Source organism: Paludibacterium flexuosum (assembly GCF_037076605.1).
Taxonomy (GTDB): Bacteria; Pseudomonadota; Gammaproteobacteria; order Burkholderiales; family Chromobacteriaceae; genus Paludibacterium.
Genome location: NZ_AP029060.1, coordinates 3137686 through 3158881, shown reverse-complemented (window position 1 = coordinate 3158881; position 21196 = coordinate 3137686). Strand labels below are relative to the sequence as shown.

At 63.4% G+C, this 21196-nt stretch carries 18 protein-coding genes; 7 read left to right on the top strand and 11 right to left on the bottom strand.

Annotation, left to right across the window (positions count from 1 at the left end):
- The first annotated feature begins 7 nt into the window (after window positions 1–7).
- Both AACH39_RS14990 and AACH39_RS14985 read left to right on the top strand, forming a co-directional pair.
- Window positions 8–946: a bifunctional enoyl-CoA hydratase/phosphate acetyltransferase gene (locus AACH39_RS14990; protein WP_215778049.1), complete on the top strand. Its 939-nt coding sequence runs from the start codon at window positions 8–10 to the stop codon at window positions 944–946.
- Entirely contained in the window at window positions 943–2115 is a 1173-nt protein-coding gene (locus tag AACH39_RS14985; RefSeq protein WP_338620497.1) for an acetate/propionate family kinase, read from the top strand. Before AACH39_RS14990 ends, AACH39_RS14985 begins: the two co-directional genes overlap by 4 nt.
- Before the next feature lie 69 nt (window positions 2116–2184).
- Here AACH39_RS14985 and rpsT read toward each other — a convergent pair whose 3' ends face one another.
- Entirely contained in the window at window positions 2185–2451 is a 267-nt protein-coding gene (rpsT, locus tag AACH39_RS14980; protein ID WP_215778053.1) for a 30S ribosomal protein S20, read from the bottom strand.
- A gap of 184 nt (window positions 2452–2635) precedes the next feature.
- On the opposite strand from rpsT, the gene murJ reads away from it, so the two are divergent.
- The 5 genes from murJ to AACH39_RS14955 all read left to right on the top strand — a co-directional run bounded on the left by murJ (window position 2636) and on the right by AACH39_RS14955 (window position 6944).
- The gene (murJ, locus tag AACH39_RS14975) at window positions 2636–4165 is read left to right on the top strand and encodes a murein biosynthesis integral membrane protein MurJ (RefSeq protein WP_215778055.1); all 1530 of its coding nucleotides are present in this window, start codon (window positions 2636–2638) and stop codon (window positions 4163–4165) included.
- 16 nt (window positions 4166–4181) lie between these two features.
- Window positions 4182–5018, top strand: coding sequence for an NADPH-dependent 7-cyano-7-deazaguanine reductase QueF (gene queF, locus AACH39_RS14970; protein WP_338620496.1), 837 nt, complete (start codon window positions 4182–4184; stop codon window positions 5016–5018).
- Window position 5019: 1 nt separating this feature from the next.
- A complete protein-coding gene (locus AACH39_RS14965) occupies window positions 5020–5418 on the top strand; it encodes a DUF2799 domain-containing protein (protein ID WP_338620495.1) in 399 nt (132 codons plus the stop codon).
- Window positions 5419–5511: 93 nt separating this feature from the next.
- Window positions 5512–6225, top strand: coding sequence for an alanyl-tRNA editing protein (locus AACH39_RS14960; RefSeq protein WP_215778060.1), 714 nt, complete (start codon window positions 5512–5514; stop codon window positions 6223–6225).
- Between the two features lie 14 nt (window positions 6226–6239).
- Window positions 6240–6944: an alanyl-tRNA editing protein gene (locus AACH39_RS14955; RefSeq protein WP_215778063.1), complete on the top strand. Its 705-nt coding sequence runs from the start codon at window positions 6240–6242 to the stop codon at window positions 6942–6944.
- Window positions 6945–6960: 16 nt separating this feature from the next.
- Here AACH39_RS14955 and AACH39_RS14950 read toward each other — a convergent pair whose 3' ends face one another.
- The 10 genes from AACH39_RS14950 to AACH39_RS14905 form a co-directional block, all read right to left on the bottom strand.
- Window positions 6961–10062 (bottom strand): efflux RND transporter permease subunit, encoded by a 3102-nt coding sequence (locus tag AACH39_RS14950; RefSeq protein ID WP_338620494.1) that lies wholly within the window; start codon window positions 10060–10062, stop codon window positions 6961–6963.
- Window positions 10063–10073: 11 nt separating this feature from the next.
- The gene (locus AACH39_RS14945; protein WP_338620493.1) at window positions 10074–11150 is read right to left on the bottom strand and encodes an efflux RND transporter periplasmic adaptor subunit; all 1077 of its coding nucleotides are present in this window, start codon (window positions 11148–11150) and stop codon (window positions 10074–10076) included.
- Entirely contained in the window at window positions 11120–12451 is a 1332-nt protein-coding gene (locus AACH39_RS14940; protein ID WP_338620492.1) for a murein transglycosylase A, read from the bottom strand. The genes AACH39_RS14945 and AACH39_RS14940 overlap by 31 nt, the downstream gene beginning before the upstream one ends.
- Window positions 12452–12568: 117 nt before the next feature.
- Window positions 12569–13267, bottom strand: coding sequence for a two-component system response regulator KdpE (kdpE, locus tag AACH39_RS14935; RefSeq protein WP_215778071.1), 699 nt, complete (start codon window positions 13265–13267; stop codon window positions 12569–12571).
- 5 nt (window positions 13268–13272) lie between these two features.
- Window positions 13273–15960: a DUF4118 domain-containing protein gene (locus AACH39_RS14930; protein WP_215778073.1), complete on the bottom strand. Its 2688-nt coding sequence runs from the start codon at window positions 15958–15960 to the stop codon at window positions 13273–13275.
- A 121-nt stretch (window positions 15961–16081) separates the two neighbouring features.
- The gene (gene kdpC, locus AACH39_RS14925) at window positions 16082–16654 is read right to left on the bottom strand and encodes a potassium-transporting ATPase subunit KdpC (protein ID WP_215778076.1); all 573 of its coding nucleotides are present in this window, start codon (window positions 16652–16654) and stop codon (window positions 16082–16084) included.
- 10 nt (window positions 16655–16664) lie between these two features.
- Window positions 16665–18740, bottom strand: coding sequence for a potassium-transporting ATPase subunit KdpB (kdpB, locus tag AACH39_RS14920; protein ID WP_338620491.1), 2076 nt, complete (start codon window positions 18738–18740; stop codon window positions 16665–16667).
- Window positions 18741–18762: 22 nt separating this feature from the next.
- Window positions 18763–20571 (bottom strand): potassium-transporting ATPase subunit KdpA, encoded by a 1809-nt coding sequence (kdpA, locus tag AACH39_RS14915; protein ID WP_215778080.1) that lies wholly within the window; start codon window positions 20569–20571, stop codon window positions 18763–18765.
- Between the two features lies 1 nt (window position 20572).
- Window positions 20573–20662, bottom strand: coding sequence for a K(+)-transporting ATPase subunit F (kdpF, locus tag AACH39_RS14910; protein ID WP_133678765.1), 90 nt, complete (start codon window positions 20660–20662; stop codon window positions 20573–20575).
- A 192-nt stretch (window positions 20663–20854) separates the two neighbouring features.
- Window positions 20855–21196 carry a hypothetical protein gene (locus tag AACH39_RS14905; RefSeq protein WP_338620490.1) on the bottom strand — a complete coding sequence of 114 codons (342 nt, stop codon included), beginning with the start codon at window positions 21194–21196 and terminating at the stop codon, window positions 20855–20857.

The following is a 21196-nucleotide window of genomic DNA, read 5'->3' as shown; positions in this document are numbered from 1 at the left end:
ACCGACGATGCTGTTGCGAGACATCCATGCTTTTGAAGACATCCGGGAGGAGGCCAAGCGCCTGGGCCCTCTGCCCATGGCCGTGGCGCACCCCTGCAGCCGCGAGTCGCTGCAGGGCGCCATCGAAACCAGCCACGACGGTGTCGCCACCCCCATCCTGATCGGTCCGGAAAACAAAATCCGCCGCCTGGCCGAGGAAATCGACATCGACCTGCAGGACATCGAAATTGTCGACATGCCTCACAGCCATGCCGCAGCCGAAACCGCGGTCGCCATGGTGCGCGACGGTCGTGCCGACATCCTGATGAAGGGCAGCCTGCATACCGATGAGTTCATGACTGAAGTGCTGGCGCGCAATACCGGTATTCGCACCGACCGCCGCATCAGCCATGTCTTCATCATGCGGGTCGAAAGCTATCCGCGCTATCTGTTCATCACCGATGCCGCCATCAATATTGCCCCCGACCTGATGACCAAGCGCGACATCTGCCAGAACGCCATCGATCTGTGTCACTCGCTCGGCATCGCCGAACCCAAGGTGGCCATCCTGTCGGCAGTCGAAACCATCACCCCGGAAATCGCTTCGACCGTAGATGCCGCCGCCCTGTGCAAGATGGCGGATCGCGGCCAGATCCGCGGCGCCATCCTCGATGGTCCGCTGGCCTTCGACAATGCGATTTCGCTGCAGGCGGCCGACACCAAGGGCATTGTTTCCCCCGTGGCCGGCAGTCCGGACATCCTGCTGGTGCCTGACCTAGAGTCGGGCAATATGCTGGCCAAGCAGCTGACCTATCTGGCGGCAGCCGCCTCGGCCGGCATCGTCATGGGCGCCCGCGCGCCCATCGTACTGACCAGCCGCTCGGAAGATGCGCCCGGCCGGCTGGCCTCGGCGGCCATTGCCAACCTGCTGGCGCACCGCCGGCGCAAAATCGGAAAGATTGCATGAGGTCATCCCTGCTTGCCGTCAACGCCGGCTCTGCCACGCTGAAATTCCGCGTCTACGACGACGCCGGCAGCACCCTGCTGGTCAGCGGCCTGATCGACCGCTTTGGCGACAGTCAGGACAGCACCCTGACCCTCTCCGATGCCCGTGGCCATCAACTGGCTGAACATCGCCTGGAGCGGGGCGACAAGGAGGCAGCGATTGCCAGCATGATCGCCACCCTGGCCGAACATCACCTGCGCGTCGATGCCGTGGTGCACCGGGTGGTGCATGGCGGCGGCTTCTATAACCGCCCGGTCTGGCTGGACGAGGACGTGCGCAACCGCCTGGAAGAATGGATCCCCCTGGCGCCCTTGCACCAGCCGGTCAGCCTGGCGGTCATCGACGCCTTCCTGGTGCTGGACCCGTCCCTGCCGCAGATTGTCTGCTTCGACACCGCCTTCCATGCCAGCCAGCCGGAAGTCGCCACCCGCTTCGGCATTGCCCGCCACTGGCACGACGAAGGCATCCGCCGCTATGGCTTTCATGGCCTGTCCTATGCCTCGATTGCGCGCCGCCTGCCGGAGCTGGGGCTGGACGAAGCCAGGGTGGTGGTCTGCCACCTCGGCAGCGGGGCCAGCGCCTGCGCCATGGTCAATGGAGCCAGCGTCGCCTCCAGCATGGGCTTTTCCGCCGTGGAGGGCCTGATGATGTCCACCCGGCCCGGCTCGCTGGATGCCGAGGTGCTGTTGTACTGGATGGAGCACGAGGGCATGGGCGTGCGCGACGTGCGGCGCGAGCTGTACAAAAACTCCGGTCTGCTCGGCGTTTCCGGCCTGTCGGCCGACATGCGACAGTTGCTGGCCAGCAGTGACCCGGCGGCACGCGAGGCGGTGGAACTGTTCTGCTATCGCGCCGTGCGGGAAATCGGCGCACTGGCTGCCTGCATGAAGGGCATCGATGCCCTGATCTTTACCGCCGGCATCGGGGAGCGCTCGCCGGAAATCCGCGCCCGCATCCTCAAGCAACTGAGCTGGCTGGGTTTCGACCTGGACCTGTCGGCCAATCTGTCACAGGCGCGGCGACTGACCACGCCGAACAGCACGCGACACGCCTGGATGCTGCCGACGGACGAAGAAGGAGAAATGGCACGCAGCGCCGCCCTGCTGCTGGCGACCCGCGAAGAGGCATGAAGGGATACCGGAAAACACAAAAGGCTCCGAAAGGAGCCTTTTTGCGTATTCTGTCTGGCTGAAAACTGCTTAGGCAGCCATTGCCTTGATCTGGGCAGACAGGCGGCTCTTGTGGCGAGCGGCCTTGTTCTTGTGGAACACGCCCTTGTCGGCGATACGGTCGAGAACCTTGACCGAAGACTGGAAGACTTCGCGGGCGGCAGCCTTGTCGCCGGCCTCGACAGCCTTGAGGACTTTCTTCACTGCGGTACGGAACGCAGTGCGCAGGCTGGCGTTGTGCGCGCGCTGCTTGAGAGCCTGGCGTGCACGCTTGCGAGCTTGTGCGCTATTAGCCATGAAACTTTCTCCTGGTGAACTGAATCTGAAACCCGCGATTTTATGCTTTAAGTTCTAGTTTTGCAAGAAAAATACCAGCACTCCGCCGCGAGCGGTCTCGCATGATACAACAGAATGACAGAAAACAACTCACTGGCAGCTTTGCGCTACACTTGGCCCCCTTCACAAAACCTCCGCAAGCGGCATGAATCTTCTCAAGACATTGGCCCGGGTCAGCAGTCTGACCCTGCTGTCGCGCATCCTCGGCTTTGTGCGCGACACCCTGATCGCACGCCAGTTTGGCGCCGGTCCGGCCACCGATGCCTTTTTCGTCGCCTTCAAGCTGCCCAACCTGCTGCGCAGGCTGTTTTCCGAAGGGGCCTTTGCCCAGGCCTTCGTGCCGATGCTCAGCGAGCACCGCCATCACAGAAGCCATGCCGAAACCCGCGCCTTCATCGCCAGCATCAGCGCCATGCTCGGACTGGCCCTGACCCTGCTCAGCGCGCTGGGCATGCTGGCCGCACCGCTGCTGGTCTGGCTGATGGCCCCCGGCTTCAGCCGCAGCGGCCCCCAGTTTGCCCTGACCGTCGACCTGCTGCGCATCACCCTGCCCTATATCCTGCTGATCTCGCTGTCCTCGCTGGCAGGCAGCATCCTCAATGCCTGGGGACGCTTCGCCATTCCGGCCTTTACCCCGGCGATCCTCAACCTGACCTTCATCGTGGTCACGCTGACCGTCGCCCGCCATGTCGATCCGCCGGTGGCGGCGCTGGCCTGGGCGACCTTCTTCGGCGGCTGCCTGCAACTGCTTTATCCGCTTTATGCCCTCAGGCGACTGGACCTGCTGCCGCGCCCACGGCTCAACCTGCAAGACCGAGCGGCCTGGCGCGTCATGCTGCGCATGCTGCCGGCCATCTTCAGTGTCTCGGTCGCGCAGATTTCCCTGCTGCTGAATTCGACCTTTGCCTCTTTCCTGCCCAGCGGCAGCGTCTCCTGGATGTACTACGCCGATCGGCTGATGGAATTCCCCACCGGGGTACTCGGCGCGGCCCTCGGCACCATCCTGCTGCCCTCGCTCAGCCGCCATGCCGCCGATGCCGACCACGCCGCCTACAGTGCCCTGCTCGACTGGGGCATCCGACTGACCCTGCTGCTGGCCCTGCCGGCCACCCTCGGCCTGGCCATGCTGGCCGGCCCGCTGACCAATACCCTGTTCCACTATGGCCAGTTCACCCTGCACGATGCCGCCATGACCCGTCAGGCACTGATCGCCTATGCCATCGGTCTGGTCGGCCTGATCCTGATCAAGGTGCTGGCACCGGGCTTCTTCGCCCGGCAAAATCTGCGCACACCAGTCCGGATTGCCCTGTGGACCCTGGCCGCCACCCTGCTGCTTAACCTGCTGCTGATCGTCCCGCTGCGCCATGCCGGACTGGCCCTGTCCATCGGACTGGCCTCCCTGCTCAACGCCGGCCTGCTACTCTATGAACTGTGGCGCAGCCGCATCTATCGTCCGGCCGCGGGCTGGCCACGCTATCTGGCACAACTGGCCGGCGCACTGGCCGTCATGGCACTGCTCTTGCACGGCCTCCAGCAAGGGCTGCCGGCAGGCTGGGATCAGCAGGCTCATGGCCGCATGGCCGGCCTGGCGCTGCTCATCGGCCTGGGTGCCATCGGCTACTTTCTGACACTGCTGGCGCTCGGTCTGCGCCCGCGCGATCTGAAACACCAGTAATACGGAGAATCACGGCATGACCATGCAACAACCCGAAAACTCGCCACTGGGCAAAAAAGTCGACTATCAGGATCACTACGACCCCAGCCTGCTGTTCCCGATTCCGCGTCGCGCCAAACGCGAAGAAATCGGCATTGATGAGGCGGCCCTGCCATTTCGCGGCGTCGACATCTGGAATGGCTACGAACTCTCCTGGCTCAATGCGCGCGGCAAACCGCAAGTCGCCATCGTGACCTTCGAGATTCCGGCCGAATCGCCCTGCCTGATCGAATCGAAGTCGTTCAAGCTGTACCTGAACACCTTCAACCAGACCCGACTGGACAACGAGCAGGCACTGCTGGACTGCCTGACCCGCGACCTGAGCCAGGCCGCCGGTGCGCCGGTACGCGTCAGCCTGACCCGGCGCGCCGACTTTGCCGCCGAACGCTTTGCCGAACTGCCGGGCGAATCCATCGACGAGCTGGACATCGAAGTCAGCGACTACGGTCCCGACCCGTTGCGCCTGCATGCGCATGCCGGCGACATCGTGGAAGAAACCCTGTGCTCCGACCTGCTCAAATCCAATTGTCTGGTCACCGGCCAGCCAGACTGGGGCAGCGTGACCATCCACTACCAGGGCCCGCGTCTGGATCGCGAAGGCCTGCTGCGCTACCTGATCGGATTCCGTCAGCACAACGAGTTTCACGAACAATGCGTCGAGCGCATCTTTGCCGACATTCAGCGCCAGTGCGCCCCGGCCCGCCTGACCGTCTATGCCCGCTACACCCGCCGCGGCGGTCTGGACATCAACCCCTGGCGCAGCAACGACCCGCAGGCCACCGGACCGGTCAACCTGCGTACCGCGAGACAATGACATGAAAATCCTGACCGCCCTGCTCTGCCTGCTGCCACTGGCGGGCTGCGCCACCATGAACGAACAGGAGTGCCGCAACATCACCCCGGCACAGCTGGGCCTGAAGGATGGCCGGCAAGGTTACGGGCTGTGGCGGCTGGAGAAACATGTCGAATCCTGCGCTCGCTTCGGTATCGACTTTGACCGCCAGGCCTATCTGACCGCACGCGAAACGGGTTTACAAGGCTATTGCACCCCGGAAAACGGGGAAAAAGTCGGCGAGCGGGGCGAGGGCTACGAAGGCGTCTGCCCGGCGAGCAGCGAGCCGGCCTTCCTGGCCAAATACCAGCCGGCCTACCGCGAATACCTGATCGATAACCGAGGCGGTCCGTTCTGGTTCCCCTGGCCACTGCGCCACTGAGCGCCGGCCGCTTCACCCGTATTGCATTTGACGCATCCTGCCCCCACGCTGTAAGAATACTGTCAAACAGACATCTCACAAGGGCAGGCCATCATGCAGGAATGCTTCTATCTCGACCCCTATCAGACCGAACTGCAGACCACCGTCCTGCACCACCGCCCCGGCGGCGTGGTGCTGGCGGACACCATCAGCTACCCGCAAGGCGGCGGGCAGCCCGGGGACACCGGTACCCTGACCCTGCAGGACGGCAGCGTCATCGCGGTGGAAAATACCCGGCGCGACCCCGACAGTGGCGAGATCGTGCACTTCCTGCCGGAGACCGCCCAGTACCCGGCCAGCGGCAGCCCGGTCACCCTGCGCATCGACTGGGCACGGCGCCATCGCCACATGCGCATGCACACCTGTCTGCACCTGCTGTCCGAAGTCCTCAAATACGAAGTCACCAGCGGGAACCTGACCGCCGAGAGCGCCCGGCTCGACTTCAACCTGCCCGAGGGTGAGGAACTGAACAAGGACGACATCGAAACCCGTCTCAACCAGATGATCGCGGCCGACCATGCGGTCACCATGAAAATGATCCCGGCCGCCGAGCTGATCCGGCAACCCGACCTGATCGCCTCCATGGCGCTGCCCCCGCCGCTGGACAAACCGGAGGTTCACCTGGTTGAAATCAGTGGCGTCAGCCTGGAGCCCTGTGGCGGCACCCATGTGCGCCATACCGCCGAAATCGGCCCGGTGCTGGTGAAAAAAATCGAAAACAAGGGCAAGCGCAACAAGCGCGTGGTGATTGCCTTCGCCGACGCCTGAGGAGGAGAAACCAATTGGCAGAGCTCTTTTACCAAGACACCTATCAAACCCGACTCGAGACCGAGGTGGTCAGTCAGGACGCGCAGGGCGGCCTGATCCTCGCCGACACCATTTTCTACCCGCAAGGCGGCGGCCAGCCGGCGGATACCGGCACGCTATGCAGCGGTGGCGTGTGCTACCCGATCGTCAACACCCTGCGCGACCCGGACAGCGGACAAATCGTGCACTACCTCGGCGCAGCACCGACCCTGCCGCCCGGCACCCGCGTCAGCCTGGAACTCGACTGGTCTCGCCGTTACCGCCACATGCGCATGCATACCTGCCAGCACCTGCTGACCGTGGTGCTGCCCTATGAAGTGACCGGCGGCAATCTCAACGAAGAAGGCGGGCGCATGGATTTCAACCTGCCCGAAGGGGTGGTGCTGGACAAGGAGACCATCCAGCGCGAACTGGACCGGCTGGTTGGTGCCGATTATCCGGTACACATGAAGCTGACCAGCAGCGAGGTCTTGCGCGCGCAGCCGGATCTCGTCAAGACCATGAGCGCCCCGCCGCCAATGGATGCGGCAGAAGTGCACCTGGTGGAAATCGAGGGCATCGACCTGCAGTCCTGTGCCGGCACCCATGTCCGGCGCACCGGCGAAATCGGCCAGGTGCAGGTGAAGAAAATCGAAAACAAGGGCGCACGCAACAAACGCGTCCATCTCGCCCTGCTGTGAGCCCCAGGCCGGGGGCCTAGGCCTCCGGCTGACCGATCAGGCGCCGCACGCGCCGGCGCAACCCGTCCAGCAACGTATACACCACCGGCACCACCAGCAGCGTCAGCAGGGTGGAGGTCACCAGGCCGCCGATAATGGCATGCGCCATCGGCCGCTGCGTCTCCGCGCCTTCGCCGCCCGACAGCGCCAGCGGCAACATGCCGAAGATCATCGCCAGACTGGTCATCACGATCGGACGCAGACGCACCTGCGCGGCGGCCAGAATCGCCTCGTGCCGCGACAGCCCCTCGCGGCGCGACTGATTGATGAAGTCCACCAGCAGAATCCCGTTCTTCGCCGCCAGCCCCATCAGCATCACGATCCCGATCACTGAGAACATGTTCAGCGTCGAGCCCCACAGCCACAAGGCGACAAACACCCCGACAAAAGCCAGCGGCAGCGCCATCATGATGGTCACCGGCAAGGTAAAACTGCGGAACTGCGCGGCCAGAATCATGTAAATGAAGATCACACCCAGACCAAGGGCCTGCAAGGCCGCCGACAGGGCTTCCTGCATGTTCTGGCTGTCGCCCTGCTGATCGATGCTCACCCCGTCCGGCAGGCGCGTTTGCTTGATCAGACGGTCGACATCGGCAAACACCGCCGCCGGATCACGCTCACTGATATTGGCCGTCACGGTGATCTCGCGCTGCAGATCGACCCGGTCAATCTCGCGCGGCGTCTCGCCACGCTTGAGCTGGGTCACGGTCGACAGGGGCACCATGCTGGCGCCGGCGCTGGCATCCCGATTGCCGGCCACGGTCAGCACATCCAGCAATTCGCTGCGGCGCAGGGACTTGGGCACCTGCAGGCGCACATCGTAATTCTCGCCATCCGGCGCTTCCCAGGTAGTCACCACCGAACCGCCCAGCAGGGTCGACAAGGTCTGACCGACCCGACTGAGATCGATGCCCAGCGAGGCGGCCGCATCACGCCGCACCTGAATGTCCAGCGAGGGATCGGCCTCCGCCAGGGAGGAGCGCGGCTCGCGAATGCCCGGCACTTTGGACAGACCGCTGATGAACTGCTGGGCAGCCTGCGACAGCGCAGTCAGATCGTTGCCGCGCAGCGCAATGCTCACCGGTTGCCCGCCACCGCCATCCTGATCCAGCTCACTGACCGACTTGACCTCAATACCGCCGACCTGCCCCGCCAGCGTGCGGGCCTGGGCAATGATCTGCGTCAGCGTGCGCCGGCGCTGGTCACGCGGGCCGACATCCACCCGCAGCGAACCTTCCGAGGCGGCTGAACCGAAGTCGCCGTTGCCGGTCGAGATCCCCACAGTCTTGACCTCCGGGATCTGACGCATCAGCACCTCCAGCGTCCGCGCCTTGTCCGTGGTATACGCCAGCGTCGAGCCGGCCTCCGTCTTGAAACTGATGAGAAAACTGCCACGGTCCTGGCGCGGCATGAACTCGCCGCCAATGCGCGGCACCAGGGCAAAGCTGCCCACCGTCAGCAGCAGGGCCAGGCCAATCACCGTCTTGCGATGTGCCAGCGACCACTGCAGGGCGCGCAGATAATGCCCGCCAACCCGGTCAAGCAGCGATTCGAAACCATCCAGCAACGGCCCCAGCCAGCCCTTGTGCCGGTCGCCATGCCGATGCGGGTCGGGCCAGATTGAGGACAGCATCGGATCGAGCGAAAAGCTGACCAGCATCGAGATCAGTACCGCCACGGTCACCGTCAGACCGAACTGGTGAAAGAACTTGCCGATCACCCCGCCCATGAAGCCCACCGGCAGGAACACCGCCACGATGGTCAGGGTCGTGGCCAGCACCGCCAGACCGATCTCGTTGGTGCCGTCCAGCGCCGCCTGCCGGTGCCCCTTGCCCAGATTCACATGGCGCACGATATTTTCCCGCACCACGATGGCATCATCGATCAGCAGGCCGATCGACAGCGACAGGGCCATCAGCGTCATCATGTTGAGGGTGAATCCCGCCATCTGCAGGGCAAACAGCGTCCCGATCAGCGCCACCGGCAGCGTCAGGCCGGTAATCACCGTACTGCGCCAGGAGCCGAGAAACAGAAACACGATCAGTACGGTCAGGATCGCCCCTTCCAGCAGCGTGGCCTGCACATTGGCCAGCGAGCGCTTGATGCTGACCGACTTGTCTTCGGTAAAGTGCACCGTGGCACCCGCCGGCATCTGCGACTGCATCTCCGCCAGCAGCGCATGAACACCATCGGCCATCTGCACCACATTGGCGCCGCGGGTGGCGCGGATATCCAGTCCGACGCCCGGCTGGCCGTTGATCAGGGCCACACTGTCCTGCTCTCCCTCGGCGTCGCTCACGCTGGCGACCTCCGACAGCGCAATAGCGCGATTGTCGCGATAGCCCACCACCAGGCGGGCAAAATCCTCCGGCGTCTTCAATTTGCCGGCGATGCGCACCGCCAGCTCGTTGTGCGCCGTCGTCACCGTGCCGGCGGGAAAATCACGGTTGGCCTCGCGCACGGCATCGGCGATCTCCGGCACCGACAAGCCAAGCGCCTCCAGCCGGTAGGGATCGACATCGATGCGGATCTCGCGCGACACCCCGCCATACATTTTCACCTCGCCCACCCCCGGCACGGTCTGCAGGCGCTTCTTCAGTACCTGCTCGACCCAGGTCGTCAGCGCACGCTGGCTCACCTGACTGGTATTCAGCGTCAGCGACATCAAGGGACGATCATTGGGATTGAACTGCGAGACGCGCGGTGTGCCGATCTCGCGCCGGAACTGTCCCTGCACCCCGCCGACGCGGTCACGCACATCCTGCAGGGCCACGGTCGGATCGATGCCCAGCTCGAACTCGGCGACCACATAAGAGAAGCCAAGCATGGAATAGGAGCGGATATGCTTGATGCCGCTGATGGTGTTGAGCGCCTCCTCCAGCGGCCGGCTGACCTCACTCTCCACCACCGCCGGTGAGGCACCGCTGTACTCGGTGATCACCACCGCCACCGGGAAGCGGATATCCGGAAACTCTTCCACCGGCAGGCGCGACCAGGAGAATGCCCCCAGCACGACCAGGGCCAGCATCAGCACCGTGGCGAAATAAGGATTATGGACGCTGATGCGGGTCAGCCACATGTTTGCGCTCCTCAGTGACCGGCAGGCAGCGTCACCGCGTCGCCCGCCTTCAGCCCCAGCAGACTGCCGACCACCACGGTCTGCCCCGGCGTCACCCCGGAGATCGCGGCCAGGCGCTCTGCCTCGGCCCGCAGCCGAATCTGCACCGGCAGTCGCACCAGTTTGCCGTCGCGCACGCCCATCACCCATGGCTGGCCATCGGCGTCATGCACTGCAGTCAACGGCAGCGCCACCTGATCCGCGACCTGAGTCAGGCCGATCGTCCCCTGGACGAATTGTCCGGCACGCAACTGCCCCTGCGGATTGGCCACGCGCAGAAACACGGCAAAACTGCGCGTCGAGGACTGAGCGACCGGATTCATGCGCACCAGCGTCCCCTGCCAGCGCTGATCACTGCCCTCGATACGAAACTGGCCCGTCATGCCCAAACGCAGTCGGGCAACCTGCTGCGAAGGGATATTGGCGGTAATTTCCAGCACCGACAGATCAGCAATGCTGAACAGACTGGCTCCGCGTTGCGCCTGCTCGCCCGGATTGATCTTGCGCTGATACACCACCCCATCGATCGGCGCACGCAGCACGCTGTCGGCCAGCACCTTGCGCGCACGCGCCAGCTGCGTTTGCTGCGCACGGAACTCACCTTCGGCGATGCGGTAATTGCTGCTTTCCTCTTCAAAGGCCAGCTTGGAGATGAAGCCCTTGGCAAACAGCTCGCGCTGCTTCTCCAGCTTGATACGGGCCAGCGCAAGGCGAGACTGGTGATTGGCCAGCTGCGCCTGCTGCTCCGACATCGCCGCGCGCGCCACACGACTGTCGATGCGCGCCAGCACCTGCCCGCGCCGCACCGGTTCGCCCTCGCGCACCGCCACCTCCAGCACCGTTCCTTCCAGTTCCGAGCCCACCACACTGCTGCGCAGCGGATTGAGCGTGCCGGTAAACGGCAATCCATCCACCACCGGCGCGATGCGCGCAACCTGGACGTCCTGCGCCGATAACAGACGGGGCACCACCGCCGCCGTTTCTTCGGCCTGCTGCTTGCCGCAGGCGGTCAGTCCGATCAACAAACACCAGCAAAACCATCGGCGCATGGCAAAGACTTTCCTGTCATCAGAGCGATGGGACGTGCCCCATTGGGCAGCAGCAACCACATGCTGCCCGCCTGTTTCATGCTGCCGGCATTGAGTCCGGCTTCGGCACCATAACCCCAGAAGAAATCGGCGCGCAACGCGCCACGAATGGCATTGCCGGTATCCTGGGCATGCATCAGCCGGTTGAGCGGCTGCTGCGAATTCGGCCGGGTGGTCGCCAGATACACCGGCGTGCCCAGTGGAATGAAATGTGGATCAACCGCAATGCTGTAGCCATTGGTCAACGGCACCCCGAGCGCCCCGACCGGCCCCTCGTCGTTGCCCGGCATGGCGCGGAAGAAGATATAGCGCGGATTGACATTGAACAGCGTCTGCTGGCGATCCGGATGCAGGCGCACCCAGTTCTGGATGCCGCTCATCGATGCCTGCCCCATGGTCAGCTCACCGTGATCCACCAGCCAGCGACCGATCGACTGATAACCCCAGCCGTTATTGTCGGCCACCCCGACACGCAGAATGCTGCCATCGTCCAGCTGGATACGACCGGCGCCCTGTACCTGCAGGAAAAACAGCTCAACCGGATCTTCCACCCAGGCCAGCACCGGCGGTGTATGCCCCTGCCCGGCCGCCAGTTCGGCGCGCGTGTAATAGGGCAAAAGACGACCATTATCGATGCGCCCCTTGAGCTGCCCGCGGGCATCCGCCGGGAAGTCGGCAGGATTCACCAGCACCTGGCCCGGGGCGGCACTGCTCGCCCCCGGCACCAGCTGCAGGCGGTTGGCACCGACCCGACGTGCCACCAGCGTGCCACCATTGCGGGCCGAGGCAGGCAGTGACAGCGAGAGCAAATCGTCCGGCAGCCCGTAGACCGGCCAGGGTGTGGCAGCACTGCGCGTGCGGCTGCCGCTGAGAATCGGTTCGTAATAGCCGGTGATCAGACCGCTGTCTTTGGCACCGTCCTGAATTTTCCAGGCAGTAAAGTGCGATTCGAAAAACTGGCGCAGCGCCTGATTGTCTTCGCTGCCGAGACTCGCCAGCCCCTGGCAAGGGGCGCTCCACTGCGGCTGCCGCGCCACCACACGGCAACTCTGGCGCAAGGCCGCCAGCGAGGCGGACAGATCCTGTTGCTGCCAATCCGGCAGCGCCGTCACCGGCCCGGGACTGAAATGGATCGCACCGGCACTGACCGGCGATCCGCCGGGAGACGGCGGGGTGAGCGGTGCAGACGGGGGAAGACTGGAACACGCTACCAGCAGGGACAGCGGCAGCAGGGGCAACAGGGAACGCAAAGACTTCAACATGGGTAATCAGGGCAGGCGACGGGAAAAGCAGCAGTTTATCCCGCACCCTGACCAGCGCCAAGCAAAGATCTCGGATCCTCGCCAGGGCGGGCTAGCGGCCTGACCAAAGGTCCGGCCTCAGCCCGTCGTGCTGAGCCGGTAACCGACCCCGGTCTCGGTCAGGATATGGCGCGGCATGGCCGGATTATCTTCCAGCTTCTGGCGCAAATGCCCCATATACACTCGCAGATACTGGTTGCTCTCCGAATAAGACGGCCCCCAGACCTCGCGCAGCAACTCACGATGCGTCAGCACCTTGCCGGCATCGCGGATCAGCACGCTGAGCAGCCGGTACTCCACCGGCGTCAGGCGCACTTCGGTGCCGGCCTTGTACACCAGGCGCCTGACCGGATCGACCCGCACATCACCAAACTCGAACACCTGACTGGCCGAAGCACTGTCGCGCACCCGGCGCCGCAGCAACACCCGCACCCGCGCCAGGCACTCGGCCACGCCAAAGGGCTTGGTCAGATAATCTTCGGCGCCGGCATCCAGCGCCGCCACTTTTTGCGCTTCCTGGGTACGGGCCGACAACACCAGAATCGGCACTTGCGACCACTGGCGCAGGCGCTGGATCACCTCCACGCCATCCAGATCCGGCAAACCGAGATCGAGGATGACCAGATCCGGCTTGCGCGTCTCGACCTCGATCAGACCCTTCTTGCCGCTTTCCGCCTCAAACACGCGCATGCCCTCGTTCTCGAGCGCCGCCACCAGAAAATGGCGAATGGCCTTTTCATCTTCGATCATGACGATGGAAATCGGCAGTTCACTCATGGCAATCAGGCCTCCGGCACCACCGGGGGGTGCCCCAGCGGCAAAGTAAAGGTGAAGCGGGCACCGTGTGGTTCGACCGCGCTGGCCTCAATGCTGCCCCCATGCGCCTCGACAATCGAGCGGCAGATCGCCAGCCCCAGACCGACACCCGGCGTCGGCGACTCGGAGATACCCCGGGTAAATTTATCGAACAGCCGGTTTTCCAACCCCACCGGCAGGCCCGGACCATTATCGCTCACCATGATCGCCACCTCACGCGCCTCAACACGCGCCGAGAGGCAGATCAGGGACCCTTCCGGGGTATATTTGCCGGCATTTTGCAGCAAATTGACCAGCACACGCTCGATCAGCACCTCGTCGAACTCCAGCAGAGGCAGATCCGCCGGCAAAGCGATCTGCAGCTCATGGTGCTGCAGTGCCGTATCGGCCGAGCGCAGCGCACTGCCCACCACATCATCCAGCAACTGCCACTGCTTGTTGAGCCGCACGCCGGACTGCAAGCGCGCCATATCCAGCAGATTGGTCACCAGATTGTTCATGCGCAAGGCCTCGTCATGGATCAGATGGGCCACCTCCAGCTGGCGCTCGCGCGACAGCGTCTGCGCCAGCAAGGTCGACAGCCCGACCATGGTGGTCAGCGGGGTACGCAAATCATGCGAGATGGCCGACAGCACACTGTTGCGCAGACGCTCCGACTCCATCGCCACGATGGCATCCTGAGCCACTTCGACGTAGTGCACCCGCTCCAGTGACAGCGCGATCTGGCTGGCACAGGTTTCCAGCAATCGCTGCTGTTCGGGAATAAACACCTGATGCAGGTCCTGCGGCACCAGGGCCAGCACGCCGCGCGTGCGCATCGGCGCCTTGAGCGGCACATACAGCGCGGCACTGGATGGCAAGGTATCGGTCCCCAGTCCCGCCGGCTGCTGGTGGTCATACACCCACTGCGCCACCCCCACATCGGCAATCTCCTTCTCCAGCGCCGGGCGCACTTGCTCCTGACTATTGGGCGTGAGCAGATCACATCGCGCCTGGAACAGCGCCTCGACATGACTGGCGCCGATCTCGATGATTTGCTGCGCCGTCAGGGCACCGGCCAGCTCGCGTCCCAGGTCAAACAGCGCGCGGGTGCGACGTTCGCGCTGGGTGGCAATGCGGACGGAGAAACTCATGCGTGCCGTCAGCTGGCTGATGGTCAGCGCCACCCCCAGCATGACGACAAAGGTCACCAGATACTGGGTATCCGACACCGAGAACGACATGCGCGGCGGCACAAAAAAGAAATCGAACACCGCCACCGAGAGGAAGGACGCCAGCACGCCCGGCCCGCGCCCGAAGCGCACCGCAATCCCCACCACCACCATCAGGTAGATCATGATGATGTTGGACAGATCCAGCAGTGGCACCAGCACGGAGGCCAGTGCCGTCGTGGCGGCACACACCCCGGCCGCGGCCAGATAGCCGACCCGTTTCTTCTCTTCCGCCTCGCGCGACGCGTACAGGCCGTCACGACGACGCAGACCATCCGGGCGGGCGTCGCCCTCGGTGGTCGCCTCATTACCGACCACATAGATATCGAACTGGCTGTGGCGACGCGACAGTTCATCCACCAGGGTCGGACGGACAATCTGCGACCAACGGCTGCGCGGCGATTTGCCGACCACCAGTTTGGAAACATTGCGGGTATTGGCGTAGGCCTCGACGGTTTCCGCCAGATCGGCACCGGCCAGCACGCTGGTCTCGGCGCCGAGCTCCTGCGCCAGACGCAAAACCTTCAGGATGCGGTCGCGCGCCGCCTGACTCAGCCGCTGCAGATGCGGCGTCTCGACATACACCACGATCCAGTCGGCATCGAGGTTGGCCGCCATGCGCTTGGCACTGCGCACCAGCTTCTCGCCGCCCGGCGCCGGCCCGAGACAGATCAGCAGACGCTCGCGCGCCTGCCACACCGGTTTGATCGCCTGGTCGGCACGATAGGCACGCATCTGGGCATCGACCCGGTCAGCCGTACGGCGCAGCGCCAGCTCGCGCAGGGCCAGCAAATTACCCTTGCGAAAGAAGTTGTCGACGGCGCGCTTGGCCTGGTGGGCGATATACACCTTGCCGGCATGCAGACGCCCCAGCAGTTCTTCCGGCGGCAAATCGACCAGCGCCACCTCGTCCGCCGAGTCGAAGACCTTGTCCGGCAAGGTCTCGCGCACCACGATGCCGGTAATCTGCCCGACCACATCATTCAGGCTTTCCAGATGCTGCACATTCAGGGTGGTGTAGACGTCGATGCCGGCCGCCAGCAACTCCTCGACATCCTGCCAGCGCTTGGGATGGCGCGAACCCGGCACATTGGAATGGGCAAACTCGTCGATCAGGATCAGCGGGGGCCGCAGCGCCAGGGCGGCATCCAGGTCGAACTCCCTGAGCGTGTGCCCCTTGTACTCGATCTCCCTGAGCGGCAACTGCTTCAGCCCGGCCAGCTTCTCTTCGGTTTCCTTGCGGCCATGGGTCTCCACCACCCCGGCCACCACCTCGCCGCCACCAGCCATACGCTCCTGTGCCGCACTCAGCATGGCGTAGGTTTTGCCGACACCGGCGCAGGCACCGAAGAAGATTTTCAGCCGGCCACGCTGCGCCTCCGCCTCTTCACGCTTTAGCTGATTGAGCAGTTCGTCCGGATCTGGTCGCTGATCATCGGTCATGTTGTCATTCCTTCAATATCGGAAAGGTGCATTGGCGCATTGCCTTCGGCGAATGCCCCCTACGGCACAAATGCGTAGGGCGCACTCTTCAAGTGCGCCATCCAACACGGCACCCAACGGTTTATTTCATCTCGTCGAGGGCCAGGTTCAGCTGCAGGACATTCACCCGCGACTCACCGAGGAATCCCCACTGCGGGCCAATGACCTGGCTGTCCACCAGGGCCTTCACCCGCTCGGCCGGCAGCTTGCGCACGGCAGCAACACGCAGCACCTGATAGTAAGCCGCGGCGGGCGAGATGTCCGGATCCAGACCACTGGCCGAGGCGGTGACCAGATCCACCGGTACGGCACCGGCCGGCACCGGACCCGCCGCCTTGAGCGCCTCGATACGCGACTTGACCGCATCGCTCAGCGCCGGATTGGTCGGCCCCTGATTCGAGCCACCTGAGTTGGCGGCATTATTGCTCATCGGGCTGGTGGCCGAGGGACGACTCCAGAAATAGCGATTATCGCTGAAGTTTTGCCCGATCAGGCGGGAACCGACCAGTTGGCCGTTGCGACTCACCAGGCTGCCGTTGGCCTGCTGCGGAAACAGCCACTGCGCCAGCCCGGTCATCGCCAGCGGGTAAATCAGACCGGTCATCAGCGTCAGCATGACGAACAGCACAACGGCAGGACGAATGGTTTTATTCATGATGTTCTCCTCAGGCCAAGCCCATGGCACCGATGATCATGTCGATCAGCTTGATGCCGACAAAGGGGACGATGATGCCGCCCAGGCCATAAATCAGCAGGTTGTCGCGCAACAGTTGCGCGGCGGCCTGCGCCTTGTACTTCACCCCTTTCAGCGCCAGCGGAATCAGCACCACAATCACCAGGGCGTTGAAAATCACCGCCGACAGAATGGCCGAATTCGGACTGTTCAGATGCATGACGTTGAGCGCATTGAGCTGCGGATAGGTCGAAGCAAACGCGGCAGGAATGATGGCGAAATACTTGGCCACGTCGTTGGCAATCGAGAAGGTGGTCAGCGAACCGCGGGTCATCAGCATTTGCTTGCCGATCTCCACGATCTCGATCAGCTTGGTCGGATTAGAGTCCAGATCGACCATATTGCCGGCTTCCTTGGCCGCCTGGGTACCGGTATTCATCGCCACAGCCACATCGGCCTGGGCCAGCGCCGGCGCGTCATTGGTCCCGTCGCCCGTCATGGCCACCAGCTTGCCTTCTGCCTGATGCTTGCGGATCAGCGACAGCTTGTTCTCCGGCGTCGCTTCGGCCAGAAAATCGTCCACCCCGGCCTCGGCCGCAATGGCCGCCGCCGTCAGCGGGTTATCGCCGGTGATCATGATGGTCTTGATGCCCATCTGACGCAGTTCGGCAAAGCGCTCCTTGATGCCGCCCTTCACGATATCCTTGAGCTCGATCACCCCCAGCACCCGATTGCCTTCGGCCACCAGCAGCGGCGTGCTGCCACGACGGGCGACTTCGTCGGCGATGCGGCCCACGTCTTCCGGGAAGGTACCGCCGGCAGACTGCACATGCTTGCGGATGGCGTCGATGGCGCCCTTGCGGATCTGACGGCCGTCATAGTCGACACCCGACATGCGCGTCATGGCCGAGAAAGGAATAAAGGTGGCCTCATGATCCTGAATGGCCCGGCTGCGCAGATTGAACTGCTGCTTGGCCAGGACCACAATGCTGCGCCCCTCGGGGGTTTCATCGGCCAGCGAGGCCAGTTGGGCGGCATCAGCCAGCATTTCCACGCTGACGCCCATGGCCGGCAGGAAGCTGGCCGCCTGGCGGTTGCCCAGCGTGATGGTGCCGGTCTTGTCCAGCAGCAATACATCCACGTCCCCGGCGGCTTCCACGGCACGGCCCGAGGTGGCAATCACATTGGCCTGCATCATGCGGCTCATGCCTGCCACACCGATGGCCGACAACAGACCGCCAATGGTGGTCGGAATCAGACAGACCAGCAGGGCAACCAGCACGGTAATGGTGATCGGCGTGCCGGCGTGAGCCACATTGACGCTGAACACCGAGAACGGCAGCAGGGTCACGGTCACCACCAGGAACACGATGGTCAGCGCCACCAGCAGAATGGTCAGCGCGATCTCGTTCGGGGTCTTCTGCCGCTTGGCTCCTTCCACCATGGCAATCATGCGGTCGAGGAAGGTCTCCCCCGGGTTGGCACTGATGCGCACCACGATCCAGTCGGACAGCACACGGGTACCCCCAGTGACCGAGGAGAAGTCGCCACCGAACTCGCGGATCACCGGGGCCGATTCGCCGGTAATCGCCGACTCGTCCACCGAGGCCACGCCTTCGATCACTTCGCCATCGACCGGAATGGTATCGCCGGCCTCGACCAGCACGATGTCGCCCTTGCGCAGGCTGGCGCCATCGACCACGGTCACCGGGTCACCGTACTTGCCGCCGGCCGTCAGCTTCTTGGCCACCACATTTTTCTTGGCACTGCGCAGACTGGCCGCCTGGGCCTTGCTGCGCCCTTCGGCCAGCGCTTCGGCAAAATTGGCAAACAGCAGGGTGAACCACAGCCACAGGGTGATGGCCAGAATGAAGCCGAAGGAGGCCTCGCCCTTGCCCTGTGCCGCCGGGATCAGCAGCAAGGTGGTCAGGATGCTGCCGACAAACACCACGAACATCACCGGATTGCGCCATTGCGCCCGTGGCGACAGCTTTCTGAAAGAATCGATCAGTGCCGGCTTGACCAGACTCGGGTCAAACATCGACAGGTTTTTGTTTGTTTGGCTCATTTTCCGTCTCTCCTGTCGTCTGTTAGTGCGCCAGGATCATTTGCAAATGTTCGGCCACCGGCCCCAATGCCAGCGCCGGGACATAGTTCAGGGCCCCGACCAGCAACACCACGCCGATCAGCAGCACCACGAACAGCGGCCCATGCGTCGGCAGGGTGCCGGAGGTTGCCTGCAGACGTTTCTTGGCCGCCAGCGAACCACCGATGGCCAGAATCGGTACGATCATGAAGAAACGGCCAAACCACATCGCCAGACCAGTCATGGTGTTGTAGAACGGGGTCCCGGCCGACAGGCCACCAAAGGCGCTGCCGTTGTTGTTGGCCGCCGAGGTGAAGGCGTACAGGATTTCACTGAAACCATGCGCTCCCGGATTGGCAATGCCGGCACGACCGGCATCGGTCATCACGGCAATGGCGGTCAGCACCAGCACCAGCGTCGGGGTCACCAGAATGGTCAGCGCGGTCATCTTCATTTCGAAAATTTCGATCTTCTTGCCGAGGTACTCCGGCGTGCGCCCAACCATCAGCCCGGCGATGAACACCGCCAGAATGGCAAAGATCAGCATGCCGTACAGACCGGAACCGACACCACCGAATACCACTTCACCCAGTTGCATCAGGAAGGTCGGCACCAGACCGCCCAGCGGCGTCAGGGAGTCATGCATGGCATTGACCGCACCGCAGGAGGCCGAGGTGGTCACGGCCACAAACAGCATGGTGCTGTTGATGCCAAAACGGGTCTCCTTGCCCTCCATATTGCCGCCGGCCTGCAGACTGCTGGCCTGCTGGTCGACATGCAGCGCATTCAGTGCCGGCACGCCTTTCTGCTCGGCCCACAGGCCGACGCAGGTCAGCGAGACAAACAGCACCGTCATGGCGGCAATCACCGCCCAGCCCTGGCGCTTGTCGCCCACCATGCTGCCGAAGGTAAAGCACAGACCCGCCGGGATCAGGAAGATCGCCAGCATTTGCAGCAGATTGCTCAGCGGGGTCGGGTTTTCAAACGGATGGGCCGAGTTGGCATTGAAGAAACCACCGCCATTGGTCCCCAGCATCTTGATGGCCTCCTGCGAGGCGACCGGGCCCATGGCCAGGGTCTGAGTCCTGGCGGTCAGCGTATCCACCACCGGCTTGCCGCTGGCGTCCTTGACCGGATTGCCCTCCTTGTCCAGACGCGCTTGCTGATACTGGGTGGCCTGCACCGTGGTCACTTCCTGGTAGGGGCGCAGATTCTGGATCACCCCCTGGCCGACAAACAACAGGCTGAACACCATAGCCAGCGGCAACAGGATATACAGCGTAATGCGTGTCAAATCGGCCCACAGATTGCCAATGGCGGCAGCGCTGTGGCGTGCAAAACCGCGAATCAGCGCCACCACCACGGCAATGCCGCTGGCGGCAGACAGGAAGTTCTGTACCGTCAGCGCCATCATCTGGGTCAGATAGCTCATGGTGCTTTCACCGCCATAGCTTTGCCAGTTGGTATTGGCGACAAAGGAAATGGCGGTATTGAATGCCGTATCCGGGCCGACCGCGCCCATTCCTTGCGGATTGAGCGGCAGATAGCCCTGCACGCGCTGCAGCAGATACGTAAACAGGGTGCCCACCAGACTAAAAACGATCAGTCCGATGGCATAGCCCTTCCAGCCAGACTCTTGTTCCGGGTCGACGCCGCACAGGCGATAAATGGCACATTCGAGCGGCCGCAACACGCGGGCCGCACCGGGGGTCTCGCCCTTGATGATCCGCGCCATATAGCCACCCAGCGGATAGGACAGCAGCAACAGCGCCAGCAGAAAGGTCCCCAGCAAAATCAGGGCATCAGACGTCATGTTAGAAATTCTCCGGTTTCAACAGGGCATAAATCAGGTACACCAGCAACCCGATTGCCGAGGCAGCACTCAACAGGTAAATCAGACTCATGACTTGCCTCCCAGCCGCGCGCAGCCTTCGATCAGCAAGAAAGTCAGCAGCGCGAACAGCAGCGTCAGACCGACGTAGATCAAATCCATCACGATCTCCAGGTTATTCAGGGCGGCGGCACCGCAGTACCTCGCCCGGGGATTCACGCTGGCACATTACGCTTTGGGATATAAAAACGGCGTAAAAAAACCATTACACCAATGATTGGCGCGAGGCAGACAAAGAGAAAATGCCCCGCCAGCGGCAGGGCTTGGCCTGTACCCATGCCAGTGCTGTGCCGCTCGTGACATCAGCTTTTTCTGTATCCCAGCCGGCCTCGAACCGTTCTCTGGCACGCGAGATCATCGCGAACCACAAAGCGCCGACATCCTTGCTTGACGCGATCGCGATACGGCAAGGCCCTTCCGGCAATCGGCCGAAACAACCCTGAAGGCTGATTTCCTGCCCGGCGCCGCCCGCGCAGCGGGCCATGCCGTGGCAGGCCGGAAACCATCGCCCGCCCGCCGCCTCTGTGACAAAGGCGACCGAATTCAC

Bases quoted from the DNA above. Each gene is read 5' to 3' on its own strand.
- AACH39_RS14990 (WP_215778049.1), top strand. From the start codon at position 8: ATGCTGTTGCGAGACATCCATGCTTTTGAAGACATCCGGGAGGAGGCC.
- AACH39_RS14985 (WP_338620497.1), top strand. From the start codon at position 943: ATGAGGTCATCCCTGCTTGCCGTCAACGCCGGCTCTGCCACGCTGAAA.
- rpsT (WP_215778053.1), bottom strand. From the start codon at position 2,451: ATGGCTAATAGCGCACAAGCTCGCAAGCGTGCACGCCAGGCTCTCAAG.
- murJ (WP_215778055.1), top strand. From the start codon at position 2,636: ATGAATCTTCTCAAGACATTGGCCCGGGTCAGCAGTCTGACCCTGCTG.
- queF (WP_338620496.1), top strand. From the start codon at position 4,182: ATGACCATGCAACAACCCGAAAACTCGCCACTGGGCAAAAAAGTCGAC.
- AACH39_RS14965 (WP_338620495.1), top strand. From the start codon at position 5,020: ATGAAAATCCTGACCGCCCTGCTCTGCCTGCTGCCACTGGCGGGCTGC.
- AACH39_RS14960 (WP_215778060.1), top strand. From the start codon at position 5,512: ATGCAGGAATGCTTCTATCTCGACCCCTATCAGACCGAACTGCAGACC.
- AACH39_RS14950 (WP_338620494.1), bottom strand. From the start codon at position 10,062: ATGTGGCTGACCCGCATCAGCGTCCATAATCCTTATTTCGCCACGGTG.
- AACH39_RS14945 (WP_338620493.1), bottom strand. From the start codon at position 11,150: ATGCGCCGATGGTTTTGCTGGTGTTTGTTGATCGGACTGACCGCCTGC.
- AACH39_RS14940 (WP_338620492.1), bottom strand. From the start codon at position 12,451: ATGTTGAAGTCTTTGCGTTCCCTGTTGCCCCTGCTGCCGCTGTCCCTG.
- kdpE (WP_215778071.1), bottom strand. From the start codon at position 13,267: ATGAGTGAACTGCCGATTTCCATCGTCATGATCGAAGATGAAAAGGCC.
- AACH39_RS14930 (WP_215778073.1), bottom strand. From the start codon at position 15,960: ATGACCGATGATCAGCGACCAGATCCGGACGAACTGCTCAATCAGCTA.
- kdpC (WP_215778076.1), bottom strand. From the start codon at position 16,654: ATGAATAAAACCATTCGTCCTGCCGTTGTGCTGTTCGTCATGCTGACG.
- kdpB (WP_338620491.1), bottom strand. From the start codon at position 18,740: ATGAGCCAAACAAACAAAAACCTGTCGATGTTTGACCCGAGTCTGGTC.
- kdpA (WP_215778080.1), bottom strand. From the start codon at position 20,571: ATGACGTCTGATGCCCTGATTTTGCTGGGGACCTTTCTGCTGGCGCTG.
- kdpF (WP_133678765.1), bottom strand. From the start codon at position 20,662: ATGAGTCTGATTTACCTGTTGAGTGCTGCCTCGGCAATCGGGTTGCTG.